Raw genomic sequence first — 25,968 nt, 5'->3', positions numbered from 1 at the left:
GTTAAAAAGGACTAATTTTACATAGTTTTAAATATGAAGAAAATCAAAAAAATAGGGGTCATGACTTCTGGTGGAGATTCACCAGGTATGAATGCAGCAATAAGATCTGTTGTTAGAACTTGTGCTTTTTATAAAATAGAATGTGCAGGTATTTACAGAGGTTATCAAGGTATGATTGAAGGAGATTTTATAGATCTCAATGCAAGAAGCGTAAAAGGTATTATCAATAAAGGAGGTACTTTTTTAAAGTCTGCACGTTCTAAAGAATTTATGACCAAAGAAGGTAGAGCAAAAGCATACAAAGCTTTAACAGATGCAAATATAGATGCACTTGTAACAATTGGCGGAGATGGAACTTTTACTGGAGCTTTGGTTTTTAACAAAGAATATAACTTTCCAATAATTGGTATTCCAGGAACTATTGATAATGACATTGCAGGTACTTCACATACTTTAGGGTATGATACAACTTTAAATACTGTTGTAGAAGTTATTGATAAAATTAGAGATACAGCCTCTTCTCACAATCGATTATTTTTTATAGAAGTAATGGGTAGAGATGTAGGTCATATTGCTCTAAATGCTGGTGTTGGAGCAGGAGCAGAAGAAATTTTAATTCCAGAAGAAGATTTAGGTTTAGAACGTTTGGTAGATTCTCTAAACAGAAGTAAAGAATCTGGTAAATCATCAAGTATTGTAGTTGTTGCTGAAGGAGATAAAACTGGTAAAAATGTTTTTGAACTAAAAGATTATGTAAACGAACACATGCCAGAATATGATGTTCGTGTTTCTGTTTTAGGACACATGCAAAGAGGAGGTTCTCCTTCTTGTTTTGATAGAGTTCTTGCAAGCAGAATGGGAGTTACTGCTGTAGAAAATTTACGTGATGGTAAATCTAACTTAATGGTTGGTTTAATTAATGATAAAATTGCTGTAACACCACTTCAGAAAGCTATTAAAGGACAATCAAAAATAAATAAAGAATTAATTAGAGTATCAGATATAATGTCTGTTTAAACAATAAAATAAATATAAAAATGATAAAAGTAGGAATTAACGGATTTGGTAGAATTGGAAGATTAGCTTTCAGACAAACAGTATTAAGAGATAATGTACAAGTTGTAGCTATTAACGATTTATTAGATGTAGACTATTTAGCATATATGTTAAAATACGATTCTGTTCATGGTGAGTTTGATGGAACTGTAGATGTAAAAGATGGTAAATTAATCGTAAACGGAAACGAAGTTAGAATTACTGCTGAAAGAAACCCAGAAGATTTAAAATGGGATGAAGTTGATGCTGATTTTGTTTTAGAATGTACAGGTATCTTCAAAACATTAAATATGGCTAATAAGCACATTATTGGTGGTGCAAAAAAAGTAGCTATTTCTGCTCCTTCACCAGATGCACCAATGTTTGTTATGGGAGTTAATAATAAAGAATTAACTGCAGATCAAAATATATTTTCTAATGCATCTTGTACTACAAACTGTTTAGCTCCTTTAGCTAAAGTTTTAAATGATAACTTTGGTATTGTAGAAGGTTTAATGACAACAGTACACGCAACAACTGCAACTCAAAAAACAGTTGATGGACCTTCTTCTAAAGATTGGAGAGGTGGTAGAGCTGCAATTCATAACATTATTCCTTCATCTACAGGTGCTGCAAAAGCTGTAGGTAAAGTAATTCCAGAATTAAATGGTAAGTTAACAGGTATGGCTTTTAGAGTACCTACTATGGATGTTTCTGTTGTAGATTTAACTGTAAGATTAGACAAAGCTGCTTCTTATGAAGATATTAAAGCTGCAATGAAAGCCGCTTCTGAAAGTGAAGACATGAAAGGTGTTGTAGGTTATACAGAAGAACTATTAGTTTCACAAGACTTTGTAGGAGATACTAGAACGTCAATTTTTGATGCAAATGCAGGTATTGCTTTAAATGATAACTTTGTAAAAGTTGTTTCTTGGTATGATAATGAAATGGGATATTCAACTAAATTAGTAGATTTAGTAGAGTACGCTGCTTCTTTATAAGAGCTTAATAAACATAATTAAAAAAACCTGATAGAATGAAATTTCTTTCAGGTTTTTTGTTTAGCTAAAGGTCTATAGTTATTTTACTGCAATCATACTAATCTCTACATTAACAAATTTAGGAAGATTAGCAACTTCAACAGTTTCTCTTGCTGGTGCTGTATCATCATCAAAATAAGTTGAATAAATACTGTTAATAGCAGAAAAATTATTCATATCAGAAATAAAAATTGATGTTTTTACAACGTCATCAAAAGTCATTTCTGCAGCAGTAAGTACTGCTTTTAAATTTTCCATTACTTGCTTGGTTTCTTCTTTAATAGAGCCTTTAACAATTTCTCCACTTTCAGGATGTATTGCAATTTGTCCTGAAGTATATAACGTATTACCTGTTAAAACAGCTTGGCTATAAGGACCAATAGGAGCTGGTGCATTTTTAGTTGAAATTATTTTTTTCATATTATTTGATTAAATTTTTTATAAAACTAATAATGATATCTAATTCTCCATCGTAATTATATATCAATATGCAAAGAAAGAAAATACCAACAAATAATAAAAAAAATCCATCAAAAATAGTACTCTTATTATTTTCTAGAATTACATTAAGATTATTTTTTTCATCTTCAAAATAAATTATATCCACATCAAATGGAGGGTTTCTATTTGGTTTCTTTTTAACACCAAATTCAATCTCTTTTTCAATTAATTTACCTCTATTTGTTTTAAAACTAACAGTATAATAGTAAAGTATAGAAGTTCCCCCATCTTCATCATAGTAAGAATTTACTTCTTTTCTTATTTTTAAAACTTTACCACGCTTTCTTATCCCCCTCTTCTTTATAATATTGACTTTATCTAAAACAGATATAGCTTTATAAATCATAAAAAAACTAAATAAACTTGTAAGTATAAAAACTATAAAACCCATTAAAAAAGTACTCTATCTGGTGGTTTGTTTTTATCCCATTTTAAATCAGCAAGTGTAGAAGATTTTACACCAATAAAAAATGTATACGAAGAGTTTGTACCAAAAGGAACCCAATTAAAATTAAACTGCCAACTGTCTAAATCTCTAGTAAAATTAAAACGTGAGAAAGAAAAAGCACCTCCTTTAATATCATAACCAGAAGAATATCCGATTTTCCATTTTGGTGATAATTCAATGTTTCCACTAAAACCAACAGTATGTACTCCAATTTTACCTGGTTCTAAACCATTATTTGTGTAATTAGCAGAATAGACAAGGTTTAAAGACCAAGGTACTTTGGCTCTATACAAATCTGTTTTAGTAGTTTTATTTTGATTACTTGTAGTTTTATTTTGCATTCCTAACCTACCAGTAGGATTTATGTTAGCACCCATTGTATCTGGTGGATTATTAGCACCATTTCCACTCTTGTTTTTATCATCATCTTTTTTATCATTCTTTTCAAAATCTCGACTAGAAATAGAATAATTAGCGGTCATATTCGCACTTGTAAGCCTTAAAATACCTGCATTAAATTTATTAATTCTAACAGCACTACCATTTACTTCAACAACTTGATAAGGATCTAGAGAACCATTAAAATTTAATGCTAACTTATCTTTAAATAATCTTGTACCAGCATTAAAAGAAACGTTAGACCACCGTAAGCTATCTGCAGCAATATTGTAGGAAGTACTAAAGTTAAGGTTGTTTAATAGCATTATCTTTTCATCTTCTTCATCACTATCAGGATCTTTTGGGGCGACCTTGGCTTCTAGAACATTATTTAATGTTATTCCTATAGAATTGCTTATCCCTCCTGAAGGAGAGCCATAAATACCTTGATCAAAAATGGTGTATTCTTGTAAATCTAAAGGATCAGAACTTTGTTGTACTTGTCTTATGTATTTATCTTTAAAATCTGGTCTATAAGAATAAGAAATAGAAGGTCTAATAGTATGTCTTATAGCTTTTAATCGTCCTTTTTTAAAGTTAAAAGTACCATAAATATTTGTAGATAAACTCAATCCAACATTATATTCTCTGTAGGTTTTAAATCCTCTTAAAGTATCAGTTACTACTTCATTTACTGTTGGGTCATACTCTTTTTGAATATAATCAAATTGCCAAGTTTCTTCATAATTAGCACTTGGTGATAAAGTGAAATATTTAAATGCTTTTATATTAGTATTTGTACTTGTTCTATGCTGTACACCAGATCTTGCAGTTTCAAACATTTTACTGGTAAAAAACTCTTCATCTGTAGTATTGATTAAGTATTGTCCTTGCATATTGTAGTTAAATCCTAATTTCTGAATAGGGTTTTTCTTAACACCATTTTTACCTGCAAAAGGAAAAACTCTGTTCATATTTAGTGTTAACGAAGGCAAAGTCATTGTAATACTTTCTGTATTTGAATTTTGTTGATGTGTTGCTGTAACAGCCATATTAAAAGGCGTACCAACAAAAGTTTTACTATAATTTATAGATGAATTAAAAGTATTATTTTGAGTTTGAGCAACATTAAATTGATTTAAAGATTGCCTAAAAAACTGACTACTTCCTAAATTTACAGAAGCAGTAAATCGTGAGTTAGGACTTGCTTTTGAATCTTGATTGTGTGACCATCTAATATTATAATTTACAGATTTACTAAAATCATCAAAACCTCTAATATCATTAATAATATTCTCAAAATTTAAATTAAAAGTACCACTAAATCGATAACGCTTATTGTAGTTTGAGTTAAATCGTACACCCCAGCTTCCATTAGAATAAGCATCACCTTGCACAGCCAAATCAACATAATCATTTATAGCAAAATAGTAACCACCATTTTGAAAACCAATTCCTCTACTTGTACTACCAGTATCAAAAGCAGGAATTAAAAAACCAGATATACTGGTTTCACTCATAGGAAAATAAGCAAAAGGAAGAAAAAGTGGAGTTGGTACATCTGCCAATACCAAATTACTTAAACCAACGATGATTTTTTTACCTGGTACTAATTTTGCCTTATCTGTGCGTATGTAATAATCAGGTATTTCTTTATCTGATGTTGTAAATTTAATTTTACGAATATAAATAGTAGAATCATTTACTCTTTTGGTTTTATCACCATAAGTAAACATTTCCCCTTGTTTGGTTTTTAAACCATAAATCAAAGCTCTTTTACTCTTAAAATTGTATTGTATAGAATCTTGTTCAGATTCTTGCCCACCTTGTTTAAAAACCGGTCTTTGAGTATAGCCAGTACTATCTTTTATTCCTTTCGCAAATAGCGTATTTTTCTTATAATCAATAATAATGATACCCGCTTTTAAATCAATATCAGTATAGACAATATTGGCTTCATTATATAAAGTTACAGTTTTGTTTTTTGCATCTTGTATAGTGTAGTCTTTGGCAACATGCGTAATAATATCATCTATAACTTCTTTAGGTTTAATGCTGTCATTTACTATTGTATCTTTTGTTTTTAGAAGTACACTATCCTTTTTTATAAACTTTAAACTATCTGTTTTTTTTGGATATAGTGTATCTTTTTTTATTTTAGGAATAATAATTTTTTTATTAGACTTTATGTCTTGCCCAAAACCTAACTTTATAAAAAAGAAACAGCAAAATAAAAGAATGTATGATTGATTTGATTGCAATGCTATAAACACTATTTTTGTATGTAAGTAAATGTATGGCTCAATATTTGAAACAACAAATTTATGTTGCCAAAATTAGTTAAATTTTATTGATGATTATCGTAGAAAACAACAAATTTAATACCAAATTAAAAAGCTTAATTTTTCTAGGCTTTTTATTAGGACTTACATTTTATTCATCAAAAATTATAGCCCAAAAAAAATATACAATAGTTTTAGATGCAGGTCATGGAGGTAAAGATCCTGGTAATTTAGGTAATGGATTTAAAGAAAAAAATATCGCTCTAAAAGTAGCACTTCTTGTAGGTAAAGAATTAAAAACACGAAAAGATATAAAAGTTATTTTTACTAGAGAGACAGACGTTTATCCAGAGTTATGGAAAAGAGGAGAAATAGCCAATAATGCAAAAGCAGACTTATTTGTATCTATTCATTGCGATTCTCATACGTCAAATGCATATGGAGCAGGAACTTTCGTTTTAGGTTTAAGAGGTAATAAAAAAAATTTAGAAATTGCAAAAAGAGAAAATGCTTCTATTCTGTTAGAAGATAATTATGAAAAAAGGTATAAAGGATTTGATTCAAATTCTGCAGAATCTGTAATTGGTTTATCACTTTTACAAGAAGAGAATTTAGATAAGAGTTTAGAAATAGCAAGTTTAATTCAAAATAATTTTACTACAAAACTAAAAAGACATAATAGAAAGGTAAAACAAGATAATTTTCAAGTATTAAGAGAAACAATAATGCCAAGTGTTTTGGTAGAATTAGGCTTTTTAACAAATAAAAGAGAGGGTAAATATCTAAACTCAAAAAAAGGGCAAAAACAAATGGCAAAAGCTATTGCAGATGCTATAAAAAAATATGTTAATAATCAAAAGTTAAATACTGTTGATGATAAGGTTGAAGATGTAGTTTCTGATACAGTTGAATTCAAAATTCAGATAGCTTCAGGCAAAAACAAAATACCTTTAAAGTCATATAATTTTAAAGGTTTAAAAAACGTTAAGAGAGTAAAAATTGGAAGTTATTACAAATATTATTATGGTGTTACTTCTAAATATAAATCTGCTAAAAAATCTTTAAAAGAAGCCAAACATAAAGGCTACAAATCAGCTTTTATGGTAGCTTTTAAAAATGGTAAAAAAAGTATCATTAAAAGAAGTAAAAAAATGACTTAATTTTGATAGCATCTCACAAAAATTATTAGTAATATTGTTATTAAATTACTACTCATGTCAAAAGAATTAAAAACAGGTATTATTGTTATTTTAATCATTACTGCTTTTATTTGGGGTTTTAATTTTCTTAAAGGCCATGATTTACTTGATGGAAAAGCAAGGGAATTTAAAGTCGAATATAAGAAAATTGGAGGTTTAAATAGAGCTAGTACTGTAACTTTAAATGGTTTAAAAGTTGGCCAAGTTAAAGAGATTGTATTTGATGAACGAGAAGAAACAAGAGGTCATTTAATAGTTACTTTTGCTGTTGAAAATGACTTTCAATTCTCAAAAAATAGTATTGTAAGAATATATTCTCCAAATCCGTTAGCAGGTTCTAACTTGGCTATAATACCAGATTACGAGGGTGATTTGGCAGTTTCTGGAGATATGCTTAAAGGTGAGATGGAAGAGAGTCTATTTACTTCAATAGGTGAAAGGTTAGACCCTTTACAAACAAAAATAGAACAAGTAATTGTAAAAGCAGATACACTATTTAGTGGTATTAATAAAATATTGAATAATGAAACTGTAAATAATATTAATAGCTCTGTATCTAATATTGGAGAAATTATTAGAGACCTAAAACAAACTGTTAAATTAACAAATAATATTATTGATCAAAATCAAGAAAATCTAAAAACTACTCTGCTAAACACAAAAAATATTTCAGAAAATTTAAGTAAAATTTCTGATAGTTTAACCATGGTTAACGTAAATTCAATTGTAAAAAAAGCTGAAAACGCAGTAGATAATTTTAATGAACTATCAAAAAAATTAAACTCTAATGATGGTTCAATAGGTAAACTTTTAAATGATGATAAACTTTACAATAATATCGAAGCTGCTACCAAAGAATTAGAACAGTTAATGAGAGATTTAAAATTAAATCCTAAAAGGTATGTTCATTTTTCATTATTTGGTAAAAAACCAAAACCTTATAAACCTTCATTACCAGATAGTTTAGCTATTATAAAAGATTAACAGATTAATTAAACACCTATAGCATGCAATACCTACCAAACATCCTTTTTGCTTTAGCCTTATTTGCTGGAGTTGGTTTTTTTGTAAGAAATATACGTAAACTATCAAGAAACATTAAACTAGGCAAAGATGTAGAAAGGTTTAATAATAAAAAAGAGCGTTGGAAAAACATGGCAATGATTGCTCTTGGGCAATCTAAAATGGTTAAAAGACCTTTATCGGGTTTTTTGCATATTATTGTTTACGTAGGTTTTATTATTATTAATATAGAAGTTCTCGAAATCGTTGTAGATGGTTTATTAGGTACACATAGAGTTTTTCAAGACTTTTTAGGAGAAGCATTTTATGGATTTTTAATAGGAACTTTTGAAGTTTTAGCAGTGTTAGTTTTAGTAGCTGTAATTATATTTTGGTTTAGAAGAAATGTAGCAAATATCAAAAGATTTTTGAGCTCTGAAATGAAAGGCTGGCCAAAAAACGATGGTAACTATATCCTTTATTTTGAAGTTATTTTAATGTCTCTGTTTTTAACAATGAATGCTACAGACACTCCTTTTCAAGAAGCAGGAGTAGGGAATGTAATTAGTCAATTTATAGCACCACTTTTTGATGGTTTTTCTACTGAAAGCTTACATACAATAGAAAGAGTTGCTTGGTGGATTCATATTTTAGGCATTTTAGTTTTTTTAAATTATTTATACTATTCAAAACATTTACATATTTTATTAGCATTTCCAAATACATATTTCGCCAACCTAAAACCTAAGGGTCAATTTACAAATCTAGAATCTGTTACTAATGAAGTAAAATTGATGATGGATCCAAGTGCAGACCCTTATGCAATGCCAGAAGAAGGAGCAGAAGAAACTGTCCCAGAAAAATTTGGAGCAAGTGATGTACAAGATTTAAATTGGGTTCAATTACTAAATGCATATACGTGTACAGAATGTGGTAGATGTACTTCAGCATGCCCTGCAAACTTAACAGGCAAAAAATTATCTCCTCGTAAGATTATGATGGATACAAGAGATAGACTAGAAGAAGTAGGTAGAAATATTGATACCAATAATGGAGAATTTAAAGATGATGGCAAACAATTGTTAAACGATTATATTTCTACAGAAGAACTTTGGGCTTGTACAAGTTGTAATGCTTGTGTAGAAGAATGCCCTGTAAATATAGATCCACTTTCTATTATTATGGATATGCGTAGATATTTAGTAATGGAAGAAAGTGCAGCACCACAAGAGTTAAATATGATGATGACCAATGTAGAAAACAATGGTGCAATGTGGCAATATAGCCAACAAGATAGATTAAACTGGGCAAAAGAAGATTAATAAATTAGTTTACAGTTTATCAGTGGCAGTTTTTAGTAAATGTCACTTCGAGTGAATTTATGAGGAACGAATAAATTTATATCGAGAAGTTTTAATAACTAAACGTTTCAACAGTTAAACAATTTCGGAATGAACGTAAAAACAATGGCAGAATACTTTGCAGAAGGAAAACAACCAGAAGTATTATTTTGGGTGGGTTCTGCAGGAAGTTATGATGATAGAGCAAAAAAAATTACCAAAGCATTTGTAAAAATTTTAAATCAAGCTAATGTTGCTTTTGCTGTTTTAGGTACAGAAGAATCCTCAACAGGAGATGCTGCTAAAAGAGCTGGAAATGAGTTTTTGTTTCAAATGCAAGCCATGATGAATATTGAAATTTTAAATGGTTATGAAGTAAAAAAAATAGTGACTTGTGATCCACATTCATTTAATACAATCAAAAATGAATATCCTTCTTTGGGTGGCAAATATGAAGTTTATCATCACACTCAATTCATACAAAATTTGATAGACAAAGGACGTTTAAAAATTGATGATGCCAATTTAAAAGGAAAAAGAGTAACCTTTCACGACCCATGTTATTTGGGCAGAGCTAATGAAGTTTATGAATCTCCAAGAGATTTAATTAGAAGATTAGGAGTTAATCTTACAGAAATGAAACGCCATAAATCTACGGCTTTATGTTGTGGTGCAGGTGGTGCACAAATGTTTAAAGATGCAGAGCCAGGAAACAAAGAAGTAAATGTTTTAAGAACTGAAGATGCATTAGATACAAATCCTCAAATTATTGCAACAGGTTGCCCATACTGCAACACAATGATGACAGATGGAATTAAGTTTAAAGAGAAAGAAGATGAAATTATTGTAAAAGATATTGCAGAATTAATAGCTGAAGCAAATAATTTATTATAATGAAACTAAAATCAATTTTAGTATTACTCACATTAATAGTTTTTTCTTGTAGTAAAAAGAAAGAAGAAAAGCCAGTACAAGAAGTCAAAGAACCTGTTGTAAAAGATACTATAGTTAAGGTTGATAAAGTTGCTGAAAAAGAAAATACACAAACTCTTGTGTTTACAGTACAAATAGCTGCTTTAAAGAATGATAATAGTGAGCTTGCTAGTTTAGAAGGAGTAAATATATATCAAGAAAACTCACTTACAAAGTATAGATTAGGCAATTTTAGCACTTACAGAGAAGCCAAAGCTTATAAATTACAAATAAGAAACATTTATAAAGACGCATTTGTACAAGCTCTAAAAGACGATTATCCAATACCAATTACAGAAGCATTACAACAGTAATTTATTATGGAAAATTTTAAAAATGATGTAGTTTTAGAGTTACCAAACATAACTGAAATTGCATTTACAAAAGTTGATAAAAATTACTTTAAAGTAATCTGCATAAATTTTTTACTGTTTTTTATTCCTTTACTAGTCGTATTAATAGTTCTTCATCATTTTGTTATTTCAGAAGAATTTCTTGGTAAAACCACTTTTATATATATCGCTTTTTTTCTTTTCTTTGAATATATTTTTTTGCACTTATTTTTAGGATTCCCTAAAAGAAAATATGCTGTTAGAGAAAAAGATATTTCGTATACCTCTGGCTTGTTTATAAAAAAAATGACAACAGTACCATTTTCTAGAATTCAACATGTAGAAATTGACGAAAAACCAGTATCAAGACTTTTTGACTTGGCTGCTTTAAGTGTATACACAGCAGGAGATTCTAGTGATGATTTGGAAATAAAAGGAATAAAAAAAGAAACGGCACAACAAATTAAAGAATTCATTAGTACAAAAATTAATGAATAATTCTTTTAACTTTTCAGAATTTTCTAGGCAATCTCCAAAAGGGATTTTAGTAATCTATATCAATTTAATATATAGAGTTATAAAGCTTACTTGGATATTCTTATTCATTATCTTAAAAGATTTTTCAAAGATTTCTAATGTAGGTGCTAATTACTTTTATCTAGGTTTAGTTAGTGTTCTTATATTTCTTTTAGTAAGAGCTTATTTAATTTATAAAAATTTTCAGTTCAAAATCGATGGAGAAGAATTTATCTTAAAACAAGGAATTTTAAAAAAAACGAACACATCTGTTCCTTTTTATCGAATTCAAAATATCAACTTTAAACAAAATATAATTCAACAAATTATTAATGTTTTTGAAGTAAGTATAGAAACAGCTGGCTCTACAAAATCAGAAATATCTATCAAAGCATTATCTTATGATAAGGCAAAGGCATTAAAAGAAATTATATCAAATAGTAGTAGTTTAGATACTAAAACATTTACTGAACTTGATAGAAAACCATTAGTTAAAATTTCTGTGAAAGAATTATTTAAAGTAAGTTTAACTGAAAATCACCTTCAAAACCTCTTTTTATTTTTGGCATTGGTATTAGGTTTTTTTCAACAGATACAACAAATTGCAGATAGTTTAGGCAGAACAGAATCTTTAGATGGTTTTATATCAGAAAGTACAGATGCAGTATCAACAAGTTTTTTTGTTGTTTTTATCTTAATTATTATACTTACAATTACAGCCTTAATAAGTTCTTTTGTTAGAATATTTTTAATTCACTTTAATTTGGTGGCTTATTTAAATGATGATTCTTTTGAAATAAATCAGGGTTTATTTACAAAAAAATCAATAGTATTAAAAAAGCAAAAAGTACAAAATATTACAGTTTCTACAAACCCTATAAAACGTATTATAGGAATCTCATTTATAACTTTTAAACAAGCTGTAAGTGGTAAATTGAATAAAAAGAAAAATAAATTAATTAAAATTGTTGGTTGTAAAAAAGATCAAGTTGCTACAATAAAATCTAGTTTATTTGATTTTGAAGAAGTAGAATTTCAAAATAAACAATACCCAGATTCTTATTATAAAAAAAGAGTTTATATTTTTTCTTTTCTCTTTTTAATCGCTCTATACATAGGTGTTTATTTTCTTCATCCTCATTTAGAAATTTTCTATTCAACAATAATTACAGTTCCTTTATTTGTTTTTTTAATTAGAAAAAAGTTAAAGAAGAGATTTTATAAAATTACGGATTCTTTATTATTAGTTGGTAGAGGTTTACTAGAAACACATGCTACTTATTTAGAAGTTTTTAAAGTACAGAATATAAAATTAAAACAAACTTTTTTTCAGAAAAAGAGCAATGTTGCTGATATTATTTTGCAAACAGCATCTGGTAAAATTACTATACCCTGTTTGCAGTACAATGAAGCTATAAAAATTTACAATCATGCTTTGTATAAAGTGGAAATAAGCAAAAAATCATGGATGTAAAAAGTTTTATAAAAGCAGCACGTTTACGTACATTACCTTTATCTGTTTCTGGTATTATTGTTGGATCTTATTTAGGTCTGAATGATGTTTTAACTGAAGAATCAATAATAAGAATCCCTTGGCTTACTTCAATTTTTTGGCTAGCAATTTTAACCACAATTGGTTTTCAAATTTTATCAAATTTTGCTAATGATTATGGTGATGGAATAAAAGGATCTGATAAAAATAGAACAGGAGAAGCACGCATGGTTTCATCTGGTGCAATTACTCCAAAACAAATGAAAACAGCAATGTTTGTTACAACAATAATTACATTAATTATAGCTTTGACATTGATATATGTTGCTTTTGGTAAAAATAATTTTGGGTATTCTATTTTATTCTTTTTCTTGGGAATAGCTTCAATAGCAGCAGCAATAAAATATACTGTAGGTAATTCTGCTTATGGATATTCTGGTTTTGGTGATGTTTTTGTATTTCTATTCTTTGGCTTATTGAGTGTTGTTGGTAGTTATTTTCTATACACCAAACAAATCAATTTCAAAATATTTTTACCTGCAATTTCTATCGGTTTGTTGAGTACAGCAGTATTAAATTTAAATAATTTAAGAGATAGAGAAGAAGATAAAAAAAACAATAAAAATACCTTGGTTGTAAAATTAGGTACAGAAAAAGCAAAAAAATATCATTATTTTTTAATTTTTGGAGCGTTAATTTCAGCATTGATTTTTGTTTTATCAGATTATAATTCTCCCTTGCAAATCTTATTTTTAGTTGCATTTGTCCCTTTAATGTTGAATGTAAAAACAGTAGCAAATAATAAAATATCCGCAAAATTAGACAAAGAATTAAAGAAAGTAGCTTTGAGTACTTTTTTATTCGCTATTCTTTTTGCAGTTGGAAACACTATATTTTAAATATAAAATGAGAAAAATAAAAATTATACTAGGCATTATAACAGCATTATCCATTGTTTTTTTTGCTACAGGTTTATTTGTAAAAGAAACCAATTACACTACAGAAGTAGTTGTAAATAAATCTTTAAATAAAGTATTTCAAGAGTTTAATAATCAAGAGAATGCAAAAAAATGGATTCCAGAAATTGAAAAGATAGAAACCATTAATAAGAATATTGGTATTACAGGAAGTGAGTATAAAATCATTTTGGAGAATAAAGGTGAAAAAATTACCATGACAGAAAAAGTTATGGCTTATGTACCTAATGAAAAAGTTACATTGTTTTATGATGCAGAAAATATGCTAAAAACAAATGATTACCTTTTTTCAGAAGAAAACGGAAAAACCAAAATTATTTTAAATGCCACTTGTAGAAGTCATTCATATATTATGTCTTGTCTTTTTCCTTATTTTAAAGGAACATTTAAAACGCAAGACACACAATATTTAACTAATTTTAAAGAATTTGTAGAACAGCAATAATTAATACTTTTGATAAAAGCCGAATACAAAAAATACATCCTTAATTTTAAAAACCCAAGTGGCACTTCACGTGGGGTTTTAAGAACCAAGGAAACTTGGTTTATTATTTTAAAGAAAGATAGTAAAACAGGAATTGGAGAAACAGGTTTGTTTAGAGGATTAAGTGCAGATGATGTACCTAATTATGAAGAAAAATTAAGCTGGGTTTGTAAAAACATCAATCAAGGTTTAAACAAGTTGTTGGCTCAAACAATCAATTTTCCTTCAATTCAATTTGGTTTAGAGCAGGCTTTTTTATCATTAAAAAGTACTCATAAATTTGAATTGTTTCCATCAGAATTTACAAAAGGAAATGAATCTATATCTATAAATGGATTAATTTGGATGGGAGAAAAACAATTCATGAAAAACCAGATAAAAGAAAAATTAAAAACTGGTTTTACGTGCATAAAAATGAAGATTGGTGCTATAGATTTTGATGCAGAAATTGAATTGCTAAAATCGATAAGAAAAGAATTTTCAGCCAAAGAAATTGAGTTAAGAGTTGATGCAAATGGAGCTTTTACTCCAAATAATGCTTTAGAAAAATTAAAGAGGTTAGCAGCTTTAGATTTACATTCTATAGAACAACCAATCAAGCAAGGGCAGCTTCAAGAAATGGCACTATTGTGTAGTAAAACCCCTTTGCCAATTGCACTTGATGAGGAATTAATTGGAGTATTTTCATCCGAAGATAAAGAGAAAATAATCAAAGAGATTAAGCCACAATATATTATTTTAAAACCGAGTTTAGTAGGTGGTTTTGCAGGTAGTAAAGAATGGATTAAATTTGCAGAGAATAATGCTATTGATTGGTGGATTACTTCTGCTTTAGAAAGTAATATTGGGTTGAATGCAATAGCTCAATTTACACATTCGTTGCAAAGTAAATTACCACAAGGTTTGGGTACAGGTAGTCTGTTTACTAATAATGTAGTCAGTCCATTAGAAGTAAAAAATGGGGCATTACATTACAATACCAGTTTAAGTTGGAACCTCGATATTCAATAATACACTAAATGATAAAAAACAAAAATGAATTATATACAGCAAGGATTTAAAGGAGAATTAGGAATGTGGAAATATGTAATTTTTGCAGGTTTGTTTTTTGGATTTATGGCATTAAATTTTATAGGATTAATTGTACTAGAAAATTTAGATCCAGATTTTAATATGGATGAATTTATGAAAAATCAAATAGCTGAAAAAGGAGCAAATTGGTTTTTAGCAGAAAGCCTAGCTTACTTTGCAGTTGGTTTAGCTGCATTGTTTTTTTGGGTAAAAGTTGTACATAAACAAACATTAACATCATTAACTACATCAAGAAAAAAAACAGATTGGAAACGTATATTTGTTGCTTTTTTGCTTTGGGGAACGATTACAGTTCTTTTTTTAGTGATAGATTATACAATATCACCTGAAAATTACCAATGGAATTTTAACCTTGATAAGTTTTTAATATTAGCTTTAATTGGTGTTATTTTAATACCATTGCAAACTAGTTTCGAAGAATATTTTTTTAGAGGATATTTAATGCAAGGTCTAGGTATTGCTACTAAAAATAGATTATTCCCTTTAATTTTCACATCTGTTGTTTTTGGATTATTGCATATAGCAAACCCAGAAGTTGCTAAAATGGGCTATGAACTTTTAGTGTATTATATTGGTACAGGTCTATTTTTAGGCATCATAACTTTAATGGACGAAGGTTTGGAACTCGCGATTGGCTTTCATGCAGCAAACAACTTAATTACAGCACTACTAGTTACTGCAGATTATACCGTTTTTCAAACAGATTCAATTTTAATTGATTTATCAGAACCTGCTTTAGGAGTTGATGTTTATGTGCCTGTATTTGTTATTTTCCCTATTTTAATCTTCATTTTTGCAAAAAAATACAAATGGAATGACTGGAAAGAAAAGTTAACAGGCAGCATAGAAAGACCTATTAATATGAAGGAAAACTACAGAGTTTTAGATGAAATTGGAGCATAATAAATTTCATAAAAGTTTTCAATTAAATGGGCGTTCCTTTTTGTCAGTTGATCAAATTCTGACTTATACTCTCAATTTTGCTACTGATATTCATCATTTTTTAGAAAATTGGTTTTCTGATAAAGATAGTATTTTAGTAAAAACATCAGGTTCTACTGGCACACCAAAATCGATAGTATTGCAAAAAAAACAGATGATAAACTCTGCTCTAGCAACAGGAAAGTACTTTGATGTTCAACAGCATACAAAAGCCTTATTGTGTTTACCAATAGAATATATAGCAGGTAAAATGATGCTAATAAGAGCTTTGACTTTAGGTTGGCATTTAGATATTATTGATGCGAATTCTAGTCCTTTAGAGAATATTAAAAAGGAATATGATTTTTCTGCGATGGTGCCATTACAATTAGAAAATTCAATAGACAAATTACATTTTATCAAAAAATTGATTGTAGGTGGAGGAGTAGTTTCTAAAGAATTACAAGCAAAAATTCAAAATAGTGGTTGTGCTATTTTTGCTACCTATGGTATGACAGAAACTATTACTCACATTGCAGCTAAACAACTTAATAACAACAAAGTTTTTACATCATCTAAAATAGAGAAATCTGAAAAAAATAAAGTTGATTTAGTCTCATTTTATCAAACATTACCAAATGTAAAAATCTACAAAGATCAAAGAAATTGTTTGGTTATTGATGCACCAAAAGTAGCAGAACAAGTTTTGTTTACCAACGACGTTATAGAACTCGTGTCAGATACGCATTTCAAATGGCTAGGACGTTTTGATAATGTAATTAATTCTGGGGGTGTAAAGCTACATCCAGAATTAATTGAAGAAAAGCTAATAAAAATAATTAAAAATCGATTTTTTGTGGTAGGAATTAAAGACGAAAAATTAGGTGAGAAATTGGTTTTAATTTTGGAAGATGTCATTTCAAGCATAGAAGAGAAATCTCTTTTAAACAAAATTAGAAATTTAAATTCACTATCAAAATTCGAAAAACCTAAAGAAATCTATTTCGCAAAGCATTTCATAGAAACTAAAACTGGCAAAATTCAAAGAATCAAAACACTTCAAAAAATATTCGCTAAATAAAAAGGTGTTTTCACTTTTAAAAATAGAGTGTTCAATAAATTATTATTTTTAGTTAATAAGTTTACTGAAACAACAATTCAAGTGTTAAGTCATCTAAATATCCGTCAGCAAGTAGATTATTATCAGTTTCAAATTTCTTAATAGCATTAAAAGTTTCAATTCTATAAACACCATCAATAGTAATTTCTTGACCTTTTTTATTTAACTCTTTTTGGACTTCATAAATAATAGCGTTTTTAGAGCCATTATATAACTTTACGTTAGAGTTGAATAACTTTTTTATCTTTTCAACTCTTTGGTTTTTTTTGTAAGTAGCTAATTCTATTCCATTATCTTCCAAAAACTTAATTTCTTTATTAGTTAAACCTTGCTCTTTTAGCTGTAAAGATTTGTTTAATAGAGTTTCGTAAAACTGTATCTTGCCTAGCTTTTTAGAATAATTTTTAACAGCATTTTCTGTAGCTGTATCATCATCTTCAGGAGTTCTCACATCAATGCCATTTACAGTCCATTTCAACATTATGTAACTGTTTAAATCTTCAATTGATTCATAATAATTAAATAATATTTCTTTATTGTGATAGTTTACGTCAATAGCTTTTTTTGCTTTATAATCAACTTCAGGTGAATTATACCTTTTGTAGTTACTATATTTTCCATAACCGATTATAAAAATGATAACTAAAAGTAAAAATATGATAAGTTGTTTCATTATAGTTGGGATTGTAATTAAACAGTTAAAGCAAATGTATTAAATCTTTTTAGAAAGAAATATAGTTTTTTTCTGATGAAGTTTGGATAATAGCTATAAAATCATGCATATTTGCAATGTACTATTAACAAAGAATATAAAATTAAATCTATGAATATATATAAAGAACATAAAAAAGGACGCATTTTGCGACTGTTTCAGTGTATATTCTAGATTAGAAATTATAAAAAGTAGCAAGAGCGTCCAAAAATTCATTTTTTTGGACGTTTTTTTTGAAAATAATTTAGATGCCAATACAAAGTGTAGTTTTTAAAAACATATCACAAAATCAAAGGGTTACCTCAAAATTCATACTCTGCTAAAAAGCAGATAGGAAATTTATTGTCTATTTTTTATTTAAAACATTGATTATCAGAAAAATAAATTAAAATTTTATTTGTGTAATTCAAAAATACGTTTTAGGTTTGCATCGCAATTAAGCAACAAATAATAACAGATGCTGAAACAAGTTCAGCCTAAAAAAACGAAGTAAAATGTTCAAATATCTATTAAACAAAAGCATACAAACAGAACTAGGTTTTGTTTCTTGTTTACTTCGCGACTTTCACAAATACAAATAGCATTATTCTATTATATATGAAAAGTCCGAAGTTGTAAAATTTCGGATTTTTTTATGGTCATTTCCTAAAGATTTTCCGAATTAAAAATTAAGAGTTATAGAATCAATCAAAAGTTGAGTTCTATAGAATTGTACATCTCAATTTAAAATCATGGGAAATAAATTAAAAGGAAAAGACCTAATAAAATTAGGCTTTCCAAAGAATAATAGTATCAATATTGCTTTAGGGCAAATTAATAGATACAGAAAAAGAGAAGCGAAAGAGCGCATTTTAGAAGAAGCCAAAGAAGTTTTATTAGCTCCAGAAAAGTTTCAAGGAAATGCCATTTGGGGAAAAGTTGCAGAAGGTTTGGTAAAACCAGTTGAAGTAAAAATGCATCAATTAAAAAACACTAGAGTTCCATTTTCTATTTATGGCGAAAATGAAATTGACGAACAAGCAAAGTATCAATTGTATGATGTTTTAAAATTACCCATTGCTGTGCAAGGTGCTTTAATGCCAGACGCACATTATGGTTATGGTTTGCCAATTGGCGGAGTTTTAGCCACAGATAATGCAGTAATTCCTTATGGAGTAGGTGTAGATATTGGTTGTAGAATGTGTTTGACGGTTTATCCAATTCCGGTTTCATTTTTGAAAGGAAAACAACATCAATTTGAAAATATTTTAAAAGATCATACCAAATTTGGAATGTATGAAACACACTCCAAAAAGCACGATAACGAAATATTTTATAGAGATGAGTTTACAGAAATTCCGTTGATAAAACGCTTAAAAGACAAAGCGTATAAACAATTAGGAACTTCAGGTAGTGGAAATCATTTTGTAGAATTTGGTACAGTTGCTATCACAGAAAACAACAATGAATTCGGATTGCAAACTGGCGAATATATAGGGGTTTTATCACACAGTGGTTCACGAGGTTTGGGCGCAAATATTGCAAAACATTACACGTATTTGGCAACAAAACAATGCCATTTACCAAAAAATGTGCAGCATTTGGCTTGGTTAGATTTAAATACGCACGATGGTCAAGAATATTGGCAAGCAATGAATTTAGCAGGCGATTATGCCAAAGCTTGTCACGATGATATTCACTCAAGAATTGCAAAATTAATAGGTTCAAAACCTGTAGCAAAAATTGAGAATCATCACAATTTTGCTTGGAAAGAAAACGTAAATGGTAAAGAATGCATTGTGCATAGAAAAGGAGCAACACCAGCAAAAAAGAAGGAGTTGGGTATCATTCCAGGCTCTATGACAGCACCAGGTTTTATCGTTCGTGGTTTGGGAAATTCAGCGAGTTTGCAATCGGCTTCACATGGAGCAGGTAGAAAACATTCTCGCAGAAAGTGTAAAGAAAAGTTTACAAAAAGTGATATCAAACATCAGTTAAAAATGAACGATGTTACACTAATTGGAGGTGGAATTGATGAAGCACCAATGGCGTATAAAGACATTAAAAAAGTGATGGCAAATCAGCAAGAACTGGTAGAGGTGTTAGGCACATTTACACCAAAAATTGTAAGAATGGATAAGTAATATTTGGGCGTTCCTTTATCCTGAAGGCATTCAGGACCAAAGTCGGGCTTTACACTATATCTTTTTTTGGTGTCATTGCGAAGTTTACCTCAAGTAAACTGTGGCAATCTCTATTTAGAAAAAGATTGCTTCATTTCATTCGCAATGACGCTAATTTAAAAGCAATAAAAAAGGATGTCGTTTCAATCCCTAACGCAACATTATGAATCAAGTTTTAATTGCGCAGAAGCAAGCACAAGCCAATGTAATTACTAGAAGAGAGGAAACAGCTTCTACTAGAAGTTTGTTAAATACTGCCAAATTAATGGAAGACAATGAAATGTTGTTCAAGTTAAAAGAAATGGAGTATGTAGAAAAAATCGCTGATAAAATTGGCGAGATTACTATTTCTGGTAATGGTAACATGGTAAAGCAGTTAAAAGAAATTTTTGCTGTGAATAAGTAAGGAAAAGCATCAATATAAATATTGATGCTTTTTTATTGTAATAAATTTGAGTTAGGTATAAATTTTTTAATTTAGATAGGTTTATATTAAAAATAAATACTTATCATTTCAAATAAGTCATTTGTACTATTGGAATAAAGTTAAAAATATTTTTAAGAAGATACAGTACCTAAAGTATATAATTGCTCTAGAGTTGGTGATTTGCTACCACCTGCTGGTTCTAGAGTAATACCAAATGCTTCAGATTCGTTAGCATTTGTGATGGTAAAAATTTTATTAGCATCTGCTGTAAAAGTGTCTAAAATACCTAAACTTGTTGGTGTTAATGGACTTAATTTTAAAGACCAAACCTGATATACTTTTCCTTTTGGTGGCTCTGGTAGACCTTTAGCATCTAGATATATAGAATTTGTTTTTTTGTCCCAATATACTTTTGCGTACGATGTTGGTGATACTTTCTGACCTGCTAATGGCACAGAGATTATGTCTTTATCTCTAAAAACTTCAATTAGTTTTTCTGCTGCAGCTAAATTGGTTGAAGCACTATCTATTTGTGCTTCTAATTGTTGTCTTTCTGTAGCAACTTGCTCTTTTAATTGGTTGTTTTGAGAAAGTGTCCAAATTAAGATAGAACCGATTAATAAAGAAGCTGCCCAACCAGAGTATTGTATCCAATTCGTTTTTGGTTTCGCAATTGGTATTACTTTTGGTTCATCAGTTTTTAACTGATTTTGCACATCCGCAAAAGAGTAGGGGCTATCAGTTTTTGAAGCTTTAGTTAATTGTACAATTGCATTTTCAATGGATATAACTTCTGCTTTTACTTCAGGATATTTTTGCATAGCTTCATATACTTCCTGATTTTCTTTTTCAGAAAGTACACCTGCAACATAAAGTTCCAGTATTCCAGATGCTATGTAATTTTTACTATCCATTTTTTAAACGCCAAGCATAGTTCTTAATTCGCCTATACAAGTTCTATTTCTTGTTTTTACTGTGCCTAAAGGCATGTCTAATTCTTCTGATGTTTCCTTTTGAGTAAATCCTTTAAAGTATAATAGTTCAATTACAGATTTACAAGTATCGCCTAGTTTGGTAACAAACTCTTTTAAGCCAATTGTATTTGTTTCACTATCTAAACTTTTAGTGCTCTCTAATATATCTACGAAAAAATCTGCATTAAGGTTTTGCTTTTTTTGTTTAAATTTTTTAGATCGAGTATAATCTATAGCAGCATTCCTAGCTATATTAAGCAACCAAGTGAAAAAACGACCTTTTTTAGAAGAGTAAGTATCTGCCTTATTCCAAGCTTTTATGAATACATCTTGAGTAATTTCTTGGGTTACAGCATCATTTTTAACAATGTTATTGATAACACCAGAAATACTATCACAATACATGTTATATAGTTTTTCGTAGGCCTTAACATCCTTTTTTTGAAACTGTAAAATTAAAAGCTCTTGATTCATAATTGATTCAAGAGCTAAAGTATTAAATTTAATTGGAAGTTTGATTAGTTTCTTCTGATAAAAATAAAATCTCCACCTTCATCACCTACTTCTTGAATGGTTCCATATTGAGGTACATTCTTACTATTATTCATTACTGGCTCTTCTATATTATCAAATATTTTACGAGCTGTTAAATACGGTGATGTATTTTTATTTAATCGATCTATTAAATATTTTAAGAATACACTTTTATTTGGTACTGTTTTTAAAGTACCGCTTGTAATTGCCTTTCTACTTGGCAATTCAAATTTTCTAGTAATAGATTTAGGTGCATTTTTGTAGGATCTTGTTTTAAAGATTGATCCACTAAAACAGGCATCAGAGATTAGTAGTGTATGTTTGGAGTTTATTCCTTTAATATAATCTTTTATAGTTGAATTACTAATCATATTTAGTCCATATTCAGGATCTGCATCAGAAGGTAACCAACTACCAGTTTCTGTGGCTTCATCGTAAATACCATGCCCTGCATAAAAGATTAAAACATTGTCTTTATTAGTTATCTTTTTCTTCAGTTTTACAAACTCTCTCAATATTTGATTTTCTGTTGGACTATTGTTGAGCATTATAACATTCTCATTTTCAAAATTGTATTTATTTACCAATACATTTTTTAAGTCTTGTGCATCTTTAGTAGGTAAACCTTCTAAATCTGGTACATTACTGGCATCATTATAATCGCTAACCCCAATTAAAAGAGCATAGTATTTACCAAAACCAATATCTAGTTTAGCAACAGGATTTACATTTGGATTTATATTCGGGTTTACAATATCTACCTGTGGTGATTTTCTTTTTATTCTAAATGTTTTGGTTGATGATGCTTGTTTAATATCAGTGGCTTTAACCACAAGATCATTACTACCTATTTTTAAAGGTACATTCGCTACAAAAGAACCGTCTTCAAAAACTTGTGCATCTATACCGTTAATTAGAACCTCATAAATACCATCTTTATCTGTTGCTTTTCCTCTAACTTTAATTTTCTTTGTTTTTACAATTTTGAATCCTCTTTTTACATCTACATCTGGTTCTGAAATTACTACAAGTGGTGGGTTGTTATAACTATCTGTTTGGTATTTAATATTTAAATAATCAACAGCAATTTTTTGTTCATGATATGCAGTAAATCCTATTTTATTTCCATAAAATTCTTGAAAAGTAGCTTCATTTAAATATTTATCGTTGATATAAAAACGTAAGAGTTTACCAGATTTTACAATCTTTAGTTTATTTTTTTGTGAAATACCAGTTTTTACTGCCTTATTTGGAGTAAATGGAATGATTTTAACGTAATTATTGTTATCAAACTTTCTAAACATATAACTGCCATTTGTACTGATTAAGAATGTATATTCATTGCTTGAGTTTTTTCTTCCAAACGTTAACCCATACAAACCTGTAGCTCCAGATTTTTCTCTACTTATAGAAGTTTCTATGATAAAGTCTTTATTGGTATTTATGTTTACATCTTTACTTATAAAAATGCCACCTTCTTTTTTTCTATGGATGGTTAGTTTTCCATTATTCACTTTTGAAGAGTAATTCTCTACATTATCAGTAGCCCACCCATTATTATTACTTAAAAAATTCTCTTTTAATGGTAAGTTAAGTATTTTATTATTTCTTACTACAGTTTTATTTTGATTTAAATATTTAACTCTTACATAATCAACAGCAATTTCTTGATTATTATAAACTACATAACCAAGATCGTTACCAAAGAAATTTTCAAACTCCATTTGATATACATAACTACCATTAATGTAAAATTTATAATAGCCATTTTCTTTTTTTACCTTTAATGTATTCGATTTTAGATTACCAGTATTTACATAACTACTTGTTACCCATTTTTGAATAACTTCTTCGTTATTATCAATCATTCTTGATACTTTATAATAGCCATTAGACGAAATATAAAATCGAAAATCACTACTACCTTTTTTACCAAAAATTAAACCATATCCATAGTTAGTTTTACCACTAATTTTATCAATTTTGGTTTCAATTTCAAAATCTTTACTTGTATCTATGTCATTATTAAGATATGTTGCCCACCCTTTTTCATCTCTTTTATGATTTAGGTAATATTTACCATCTTTTATTTTAAAATCTTTCTTTTCATCACTTCCTATAAACCAAGGGTTGTTAGTGTTTATAAATTGTTCACTAAATTGAAAACCATTATTGTTATAAGAGTAGTTTTCGATATTATCAATGTTAGTTTTGTTGTAATTTACGGTTGATTTCTTGTCTAAATAGCCAACGCTTAAATAAGCAACAGAAATTTTTTGTCTGTCATAGACAATAAAACCAAGTCTATCACCAAAAAACTCTGGATTATAATCTGTGTATACCTTTACATTATTGATGTAATACTCTAATTTTGAACCTACTTTTACAACTTTTAAAACATTATAACCACCATTTCCTTTTCTTATAGAATTTGAGGCAACCCAATTTTTTAAATAGTTATTCTTACCATTTTTTAATTTGTTAATAGAATAAGAACCATTACCATTTATAAAAAATAAATTTTGGTTATCAGAATCTTTTCTTCCAAAAACAATTCCATAACCATTGTTTAAAATTCCGCTTTCTTTTTTTATATCTGCAAGAATTTTAAAATCTCTTGAAGTGTTTATGTATTTTTTTGATGTGGAAGACCAACCACCTTTTTCTCGCTTATGGTTTATATAGTAGTTTCCATTTTTTACGTCTAACTCTATATTTTGATTTTTAGTAGTAGACCAATTGTTCTTATTGTCTGTAAAACCATCAAAAATAATGGTCTCTTTAGAAACATGAGAATTGGTGCTTTTTTTAATTGTAGTAGAACCTTTACTATCAATATAAGCAAGGTTAACATAACCAACAGAAATTGCTTGCCTATCATAAAGAATAAACCCCATACTATCACCATAAGATTTTATACTGTAACTTGTATGTACTAGATTACTATTTATAAAAAACTTATATGCAGTGCCTTGTTTCTCTATTTTTAAGTAGTTATAAACTCCATTTCCTGTTTTTATTTTGCTAGATTTTGTCCAGTTTTTAACTGTAGTTTTAGTACCATTATCAAATTTTACAACTTTAAAAGAACCATCACCAGAAACTAAAAAATTATTTAGGTTATTATTGTCTTTTTTTCCAAAAGTAATTCCATAACCATTATTTTGGATACCTGATGATTTTTTTATTTGAGCCGTAATTCTATAATCTCGAGAAGTATTTATATATTTTTTTATAGTAGTTGCCCAGCCTCCAGTTTCTCTTTTATGATTAATATTATAATTGCCATTTTCTATTGCTAGTCTAACATTTTCTGTGTTAGATATAGACCATTGATTATCATTATTATTAAAACCCTCAAAAAGAATGGTTTTAGAATTAGTATTTTTTGTAACAGTGTTAGTTGTAGCAACATCTGTATATTTTACTCTAAAATAATCTATAGCAACTTTTTGATTTTTATATAAAAGAAAACCCAATTTATTACCTTTAAAAGATTTAAAATCCATACCATACATGTATGCATTATTCACATAGAAAGTAATTCTATTGCCAATCTTTTTAATTGTTAATTTATTTGTAGCGTAATTTCCTTTTTTAACACTAGAAGAACTGGTCCAACTTTTTATGTTTCTATATGTACCACTATTAGTTTCTGCTACCCTATAATAACCTGTAGATGTAATTCCAAATTCTGTATAATTATTTGAATCTTTATAATCGAATAAGAAAGACATTCCATAATCTTGTACTCCAGAAACTTTTAAAATTGATGTTTCAATCTCGAAATTACGATTAAAATCAATCGTAAAAGACCTTGTAGTTATATGCCTACTACCTTCATTTTTTTTATGTTGAAAATAGTATTTACCATTATTAACTTTAAGTTCTCTAATATCATCATTCCCTTTTGTCCAAGTTCCTTGATTATAAAATTCTTCTTGATACACATAATTATTTTGACTTACTAGCGTGAAACTTGAAGCGAAAAGAAGAAAAAGAATAAATAGTTTAAGTTTCATATTTTT

General features: G+C 28.5%; 22 protein-coding genes and 1 pseudogene. 16 read left to right on the top strand and 7 right to left on the bottom strand.

Annotation, left to right across the window (positions count from 1 at the left end):
- Positions 1–33: 33 nt before the first annotated feature.
- Together pfkA and gap are read left to right on the top strand one after the other, a co-directional pair.
- Positions 34–1,017 carry a 6-phosphofructokinase gene (pfkA, locus tag BTO18_RS04445; RefSeq protein WP_105015073.1) on the top strand — a complete coding sequence of 328 codons (984 nt, stop codon included), beginning with the start codon at positions 34–36 and terminating at the stop codon, positions 1,015–1,017.
- 20 nt (positions 1,018–1,037) lie between these two features.
- Positions 1,038–2,036: a type I glyceraldehyde-3-phosphate dehydrogenase gene (gap, locus tag BTO18_RS04440; protein WP_105015072.1), complete on the top strand. Its 999-nt coding sequence runs from the start codon at positions 1,038–1,040 to the stop codon at positions 2,034–2,036.
- A gap of 78 nt (positions 2,037–2,114) precedes the next feature.
- Here the strand turns inward: gap and BTO18_RS04435 are convergent, their stop codons facing one another.
- From BTO18_RS04435 to BTO18_RS04425, 3 genes are read right to left on the bottom strand one after another with little or no spacing between them, the layout of a single operon-like run.
- Positions 2,115–2,495 (bottom strand): RidA family protein, encoded by a 381-nt coding sequence (locus BTO18_RS04435; protein WP_105015071.1) that lies wholly within the window; start codon positions 2,493–2,495, stop codon positions 2,115–2,117.
- A gap of 1 nt (position 2,496) precedes the next feature.
- The gene (locus BTO18_RS04430) at positions 2,497–2,922 is read right to left on the bottom strand and encodes a hypothetical protein (RefSeq protein ID WP_146106879.1); all 426 of its coding nucleotides are present in this window, start codon (positions 2,920–2,922) and stop codon (positions 2,497–2,499) included.
- A 44-nt stretch (positions 2,923–2,966) separates the two neighbouring features.
- Entirely contained in the window at positions 2,967–5,663 is a 2,697-nt protein-coding gene (locus tag BTO18_RS04425) for a putative LPS assembly protein LptD (RefSeq protein WP_211295564.1), read from the bottom strand.
- Positions 5,664–5,755: 92 nt separating this feature from the next.
- On the opposite strand from BTO18_RS04425, the gene BTO18_RS04420 reads away from it, so the two are divergent.
- From BTO18_RS04420 to BTO18_RS04365, 12 genes are all read left to right on the top strand, one after another.
- A complete protein-coding gene (locus tag BTO18_RS04420; protein ID WP_105015069.1) occupies positions 5,756–6,844 on the top strand; it encodes an N-acetylmuramoyl-L-alanine amidase family protein in 1,089 nt (362 codons plus the stop codon).
- Positions 6,845–6,898: 54 nt separating this feature from the next.
- A complete protein-coding gene (locus tag BTO18_RS04415) occupies positions 6,899–7,867 on the top strand; it encodes an MlaD family protein (protein WP_105015068.1) in 969 nt (322 codons plus the stop codon).
- Positions 7,868–7,890: 23 nt separating this feature from the next.
- On the top strand, positions 7,891–9,207 hold the full coding sequence (locus BTO18_RS04410) for a 4Fe-4S dicluster domain-containing protein (RefSeq protein WP_105015067.1): 1,317 nt from the start codon (positions 7,891–7,893) through the stop codon (positions 9,205–9,207).
- Positions 9,208–9,336: 129 nt separating this feature from the next.
- Positions 9,337–10,119, top strand: a complete 783-nt coding sequence (locus tag BTO18_RS04405) for a (Fe-S)-binding protein (protein ID WP_105015066.1) — start codon at positions 9,337–9,339, stop codon at positions 10,117–10,119.
- Positions 10,119–10,511, top strand: a complete 393-nt coding sequence (locus tag BTO18_RS04400; RefSeq protein WP_105015065.1) for an SPOR domain-containing protein — start codon at positions 10,119–10,121, stop codon at positions 10,509–10,511. Before BTO18_RS04405 ends, BTO18_RS04400 begins: the two co-directional genes overlap by 1 nt.
- Positions 10,512–10,517: 6 nt before the next feature.
- A complete protein-coding gene (locus BTO18_RS04395) occupies positions 10,518–11,027 on the top strand; it encodes a PH domain-containing protein (protein WP_226789000.1) in 510 nt (169 codons plus the stop codon).
- Positions 11,020–12,519, top strand: coding sequence for a PH domain-containing protein (locus tag BTO18_RS04390; RefSeq protein ID WP_105015063.1), 1,500 nt, complete (start codon positions 11,020–11,022; stop codon positions 12,517–12,519). The genes BTO18_RS04395 and BTO18_RS04390 overlap by 8 nt, the downstream gene beginning before the upstream one ends.
- A complete protein-coding gene (menA, locus tag BTO18_RS04385) occupies positions 12,510–13,436 on the top strand; it encodes a 1,4-dihydroxy-2-naphthoate octaprenyltransferase (RefSeq protein ID WP_105015062.1) in 927 nt (308 codons plus the stop codon). The genes BTO18_RS04390 and menA overlap by 10 nt, the downstream gene beginning before the upstream one ends.
- 7 nt (positions 13,437–13,443) lie before the next feature.
- On the top strand, positions 13,444–13,959 hold the full coding sequence (locus BTO18_RS04380; protein WP_105017494.1) for an SRPBCC family protein: 516 nt from the start codon (positions 13,444–13,446) through the stop codon (positions 13,957–13,959).
- Positions 13,960–13,968: 9 nt separating this feature from the next.
- Positions 13,969–15,009, top strand: coding sequence for an o-succinylbenzoate synthase (locus tag BTO18_RS04375; RefSeq protein WP_105015061.1), 1,041 nt, complete (start codon positions 13,969–13,971; stop codon positions 15,007–15,009).
- 24 nt (positions 15,010–15,033) lie between these two features.
- A complete protein-coding gene (locus tag BTO18_RS04370) occupies positions 15,034–15,993 on the top strand; it encodes a CPBP family intramembrane glutamic endopeptidase (RefSeq protein WP_105015060.1) in 960 nt (319 codons plus the stop codon).
- 40 nt (positions 15,994–16,033) lie between these two features.
- Positions 16,034–17,092, top strand: coding sequence for an AMP-binding protein (locus BTO18_RS04365; RefSeq protein ID WP_317197594.1), 1,059 nt, complete (start codon positions 16,034–16,036; stop codon positions 17,090–17,092).
- Between the two features lie 61 nt (positions 17,093–17,153).
- Here BTO18_RS04365 and BTO18_RS04360 read toward each other — a convergent pair whose 3' ends face one another.
- Positions 17,154–17,804, bottom strand: coding sequence for a peptidoglycan-binding domain-containing protein (locus BTO18_RS04360; RefSeq protein WP_105015058.1), 651 nt, complete (start codon positions 17,802–17,804; stop codon positions 17,154–17,156).
- A 770-nt stretch (positions 17,805–18,574) separates the two neighbouring features.
- Here BTO18_RS04360 and BTO18_RS04355 point away from each other — a divergent pair.
- Together BTO18_RS04355 and BTO18_RS04350 are read left to right on the top strand one after the other, a co-directional pair.
- Positions 18,575–19,966 carry an RtcB family protein gene (locus BTO18_RS04355; RefSeq protein WP_105015057.1) on the top strand — a complete coding sequence of 464 codons (1,392 nt, stop codon included), beginning with the start codon at positions 18,575–18,577 and terminating at the stop codon, positions 19,964–19,966.
- Between the two features lie 193 nt (positions 19,967–20,159).
- Positions 20,160–20,411, top strand: a pseudogene (locus BTO18_RS04350) (slipin family protein); the annotation flags it as partial.
- 152 nt (positions 20,412–20,563) lie between these two features.
- Here BTO18_RS04350 and BTO18_RS04345 read toward each other — a convergent pair.
- From BTO18_RS04345 to BTO18_RS04335, 3 genes are read right to left on the bottom strand one after another with little or no spacing between them, the layout of a single operon-like run.
- Positions 20,564–21,346, bottom strand: coding sequence for an anti-sigma factor (locus BTO18_RS04345; RefSeq protein WP_105015056.1), 783 nt, complete (start codon positions 21,344–21,346; stop codon positions 20,564–20,566).
- A gap of 3 nt (positions 21,347–21,349) precedes the next feature.
- Positions 21,350–21,880 (bottom strand): RNA polymerase sigma factor, encoded by a 531-nt coding sequence (locus BTO18_RS04340; RefSeq protein ID WP_105015055.1) that lies wholly within the window; start codon positions 21,878–21,880, stop codon positions 21,350–21,352.
- A 44-nt stretch (positions 21,881–21,924) separates the two neighbouring features.
- Complete coding sequence (locus tag BTO18_RS04335; RefSeq protein WP_105015054.1) at positions 21,925–25,962, bottom strand: caspase family protein; 4,038 nt, start codon at positions 25,960–25,962, stop codon at positions 21,925–21,927.
- Positions 25,963–25,968 lie beyond the last annotated feature (6 nt).

This window comes from Polaribacter porphyrae (genome assembly GCF_002954685.1).
Lineage (GTDB): Bacteria > Bacteroidota > Bacteroidia > Flavobacteriales > Flavobacteriaceae > Polaribacter > Polaribacter porphyrae.
This window is presented reverse-complemented; position numbering and strand designations above follow the sequence as displayed.

Excerpts from the sequence above, each read along its gene's own strand:
- BTO18_RS04395 (WP_226789000.1), top strand. The coding sequence starts at position 10,518 with ATGGAAAATTTTAAAAATGATGTAGTTTTAGAGTTACCAAACATAACT.
- BTO18_RS04355 (WP_105015057.1), top strand. The coding sequence starts at position 18,575 with ATGGGAAATAAATTAAAAGGAAAAGACCTAATAAAATTAGGCTTTCCA.
- BTO18_RS04430 (WP_146106879.1), bottom strand. The coding sequence starts at position 2,922 with ATGATTTATAAAGCTATATCTGTTTTAGATAAAGTCAATATTATAAAG.
- BTO18_RS04435 (WP_105015071.1), bottom strand. The coding sequence starts at position 2,495 with ATGAAAAAAATAATTTCAACTAAAAATGCACCAGCTCCTATTGGTCCT.
- BTO18_RS04360 (WP_105015058.1), bottom strand. The coding sequence starts at position 17,804 with ATGAAACAACTTATCATATTTTTACTTTTAGTTATCATTTTTATAATC.
- menA (WP_105015062.1), top strand. The coding sequence starts at position 12,510 with ATGGATGTAAAAAGTTTTATAAAAGCAGCACGTTTACGTACATTACCT.
- BTO18_RS04405 (WP_105015066.1), top strand. The coding sequence starts at position 9,337 with ATGAACGTAAAAACAATGGCAGAATACTTTGCAGAAGGAAAACAACCA.
- BTO18_RS04380 (WP_105017494.1), top strand. The coding sequence starts at position 13,444 with ATGAGAAAAATAAAAATTATACTAGGCATTATAACAGCATTATCCATT.
- BTO18_RS04370 (WP_105015060.1), top strand. The coding sequence starts at position 15,034 with ATGAATTATATACAGCAAGGATTTAAAGGAGAATTAGGAATGTGGAAA.
- BTO18_RS04415 (WP_105015068.1), top strand. The coding sequence starts at position 6,899 with ATGTCAAAAGAATTAAAAACAGGTATTATTGTTATTTTAATCATTACT.
- gap (WP_105015072.1), top strand. The coding sequence starts at position 1,038 with ATGATAAAAGTAGGAATTAACGGATTTGGTAGAATTGGAAGATTAGCT.
- BTO18_RS04390 (WP_105015063.1), top strand. The coding sequence starts at position 11,020 with ATGAATAATTCTTTTAACTTTTCAGAATTTTCTAGGCAATCTCCAAAA.
- BTO18_RS04345 (WP_105015056.1), bottom strand. The coding sequence starts at position 21,346 with ATGGATAGTAAAAATTACATAGCATCTGGAATACTGGAACTTTATGTT.
- BTO18_RS04410 (WP_105015067.1), top strand. The coding sequence starts at position 7,891 with ATGCAATACCTACCAAACATCCTTTTTGCTTTAGCCTTATTTGCTGGA.
- pfkA (WP_105015073.1), top strand. The coding sequence starts at position 34 with ATGAAGAAAATCAAAAAAATAGGGGTCATGACTTCTGGTGGAGATTCA.
- BTO18_RS04420 (WP_105015069.1), top strand. The coding sequence starts at position 5,756 with ATGATTATCGTAGAAAACAACAAATTTAATACCAAATTAAAAAGCTTA.
- BTO18_RS04400 (WP_105015065.1), top strand. The coding sequence starts at position 10,119 with ATGAAACTAAAATCAATTTTAGTATTACTCACATTAATAGTTTTTTCT.
- BTO18_RS04340 (WP_105015055.1), bottom strand. The coding sequence starts at position 21,880 with ATGAATCAAGAGCTTTTAATTTTACAGTTTCAAAAAAAGGATGTTAAG.
- BTO18_RS04335 (WP_105015054.1), bottom strand. The coding sequence starts at position 25,962 with ATGAAACTTAAACTATTTATTCTTTTTCTTCTTTTCGCTTCAAGTTTC.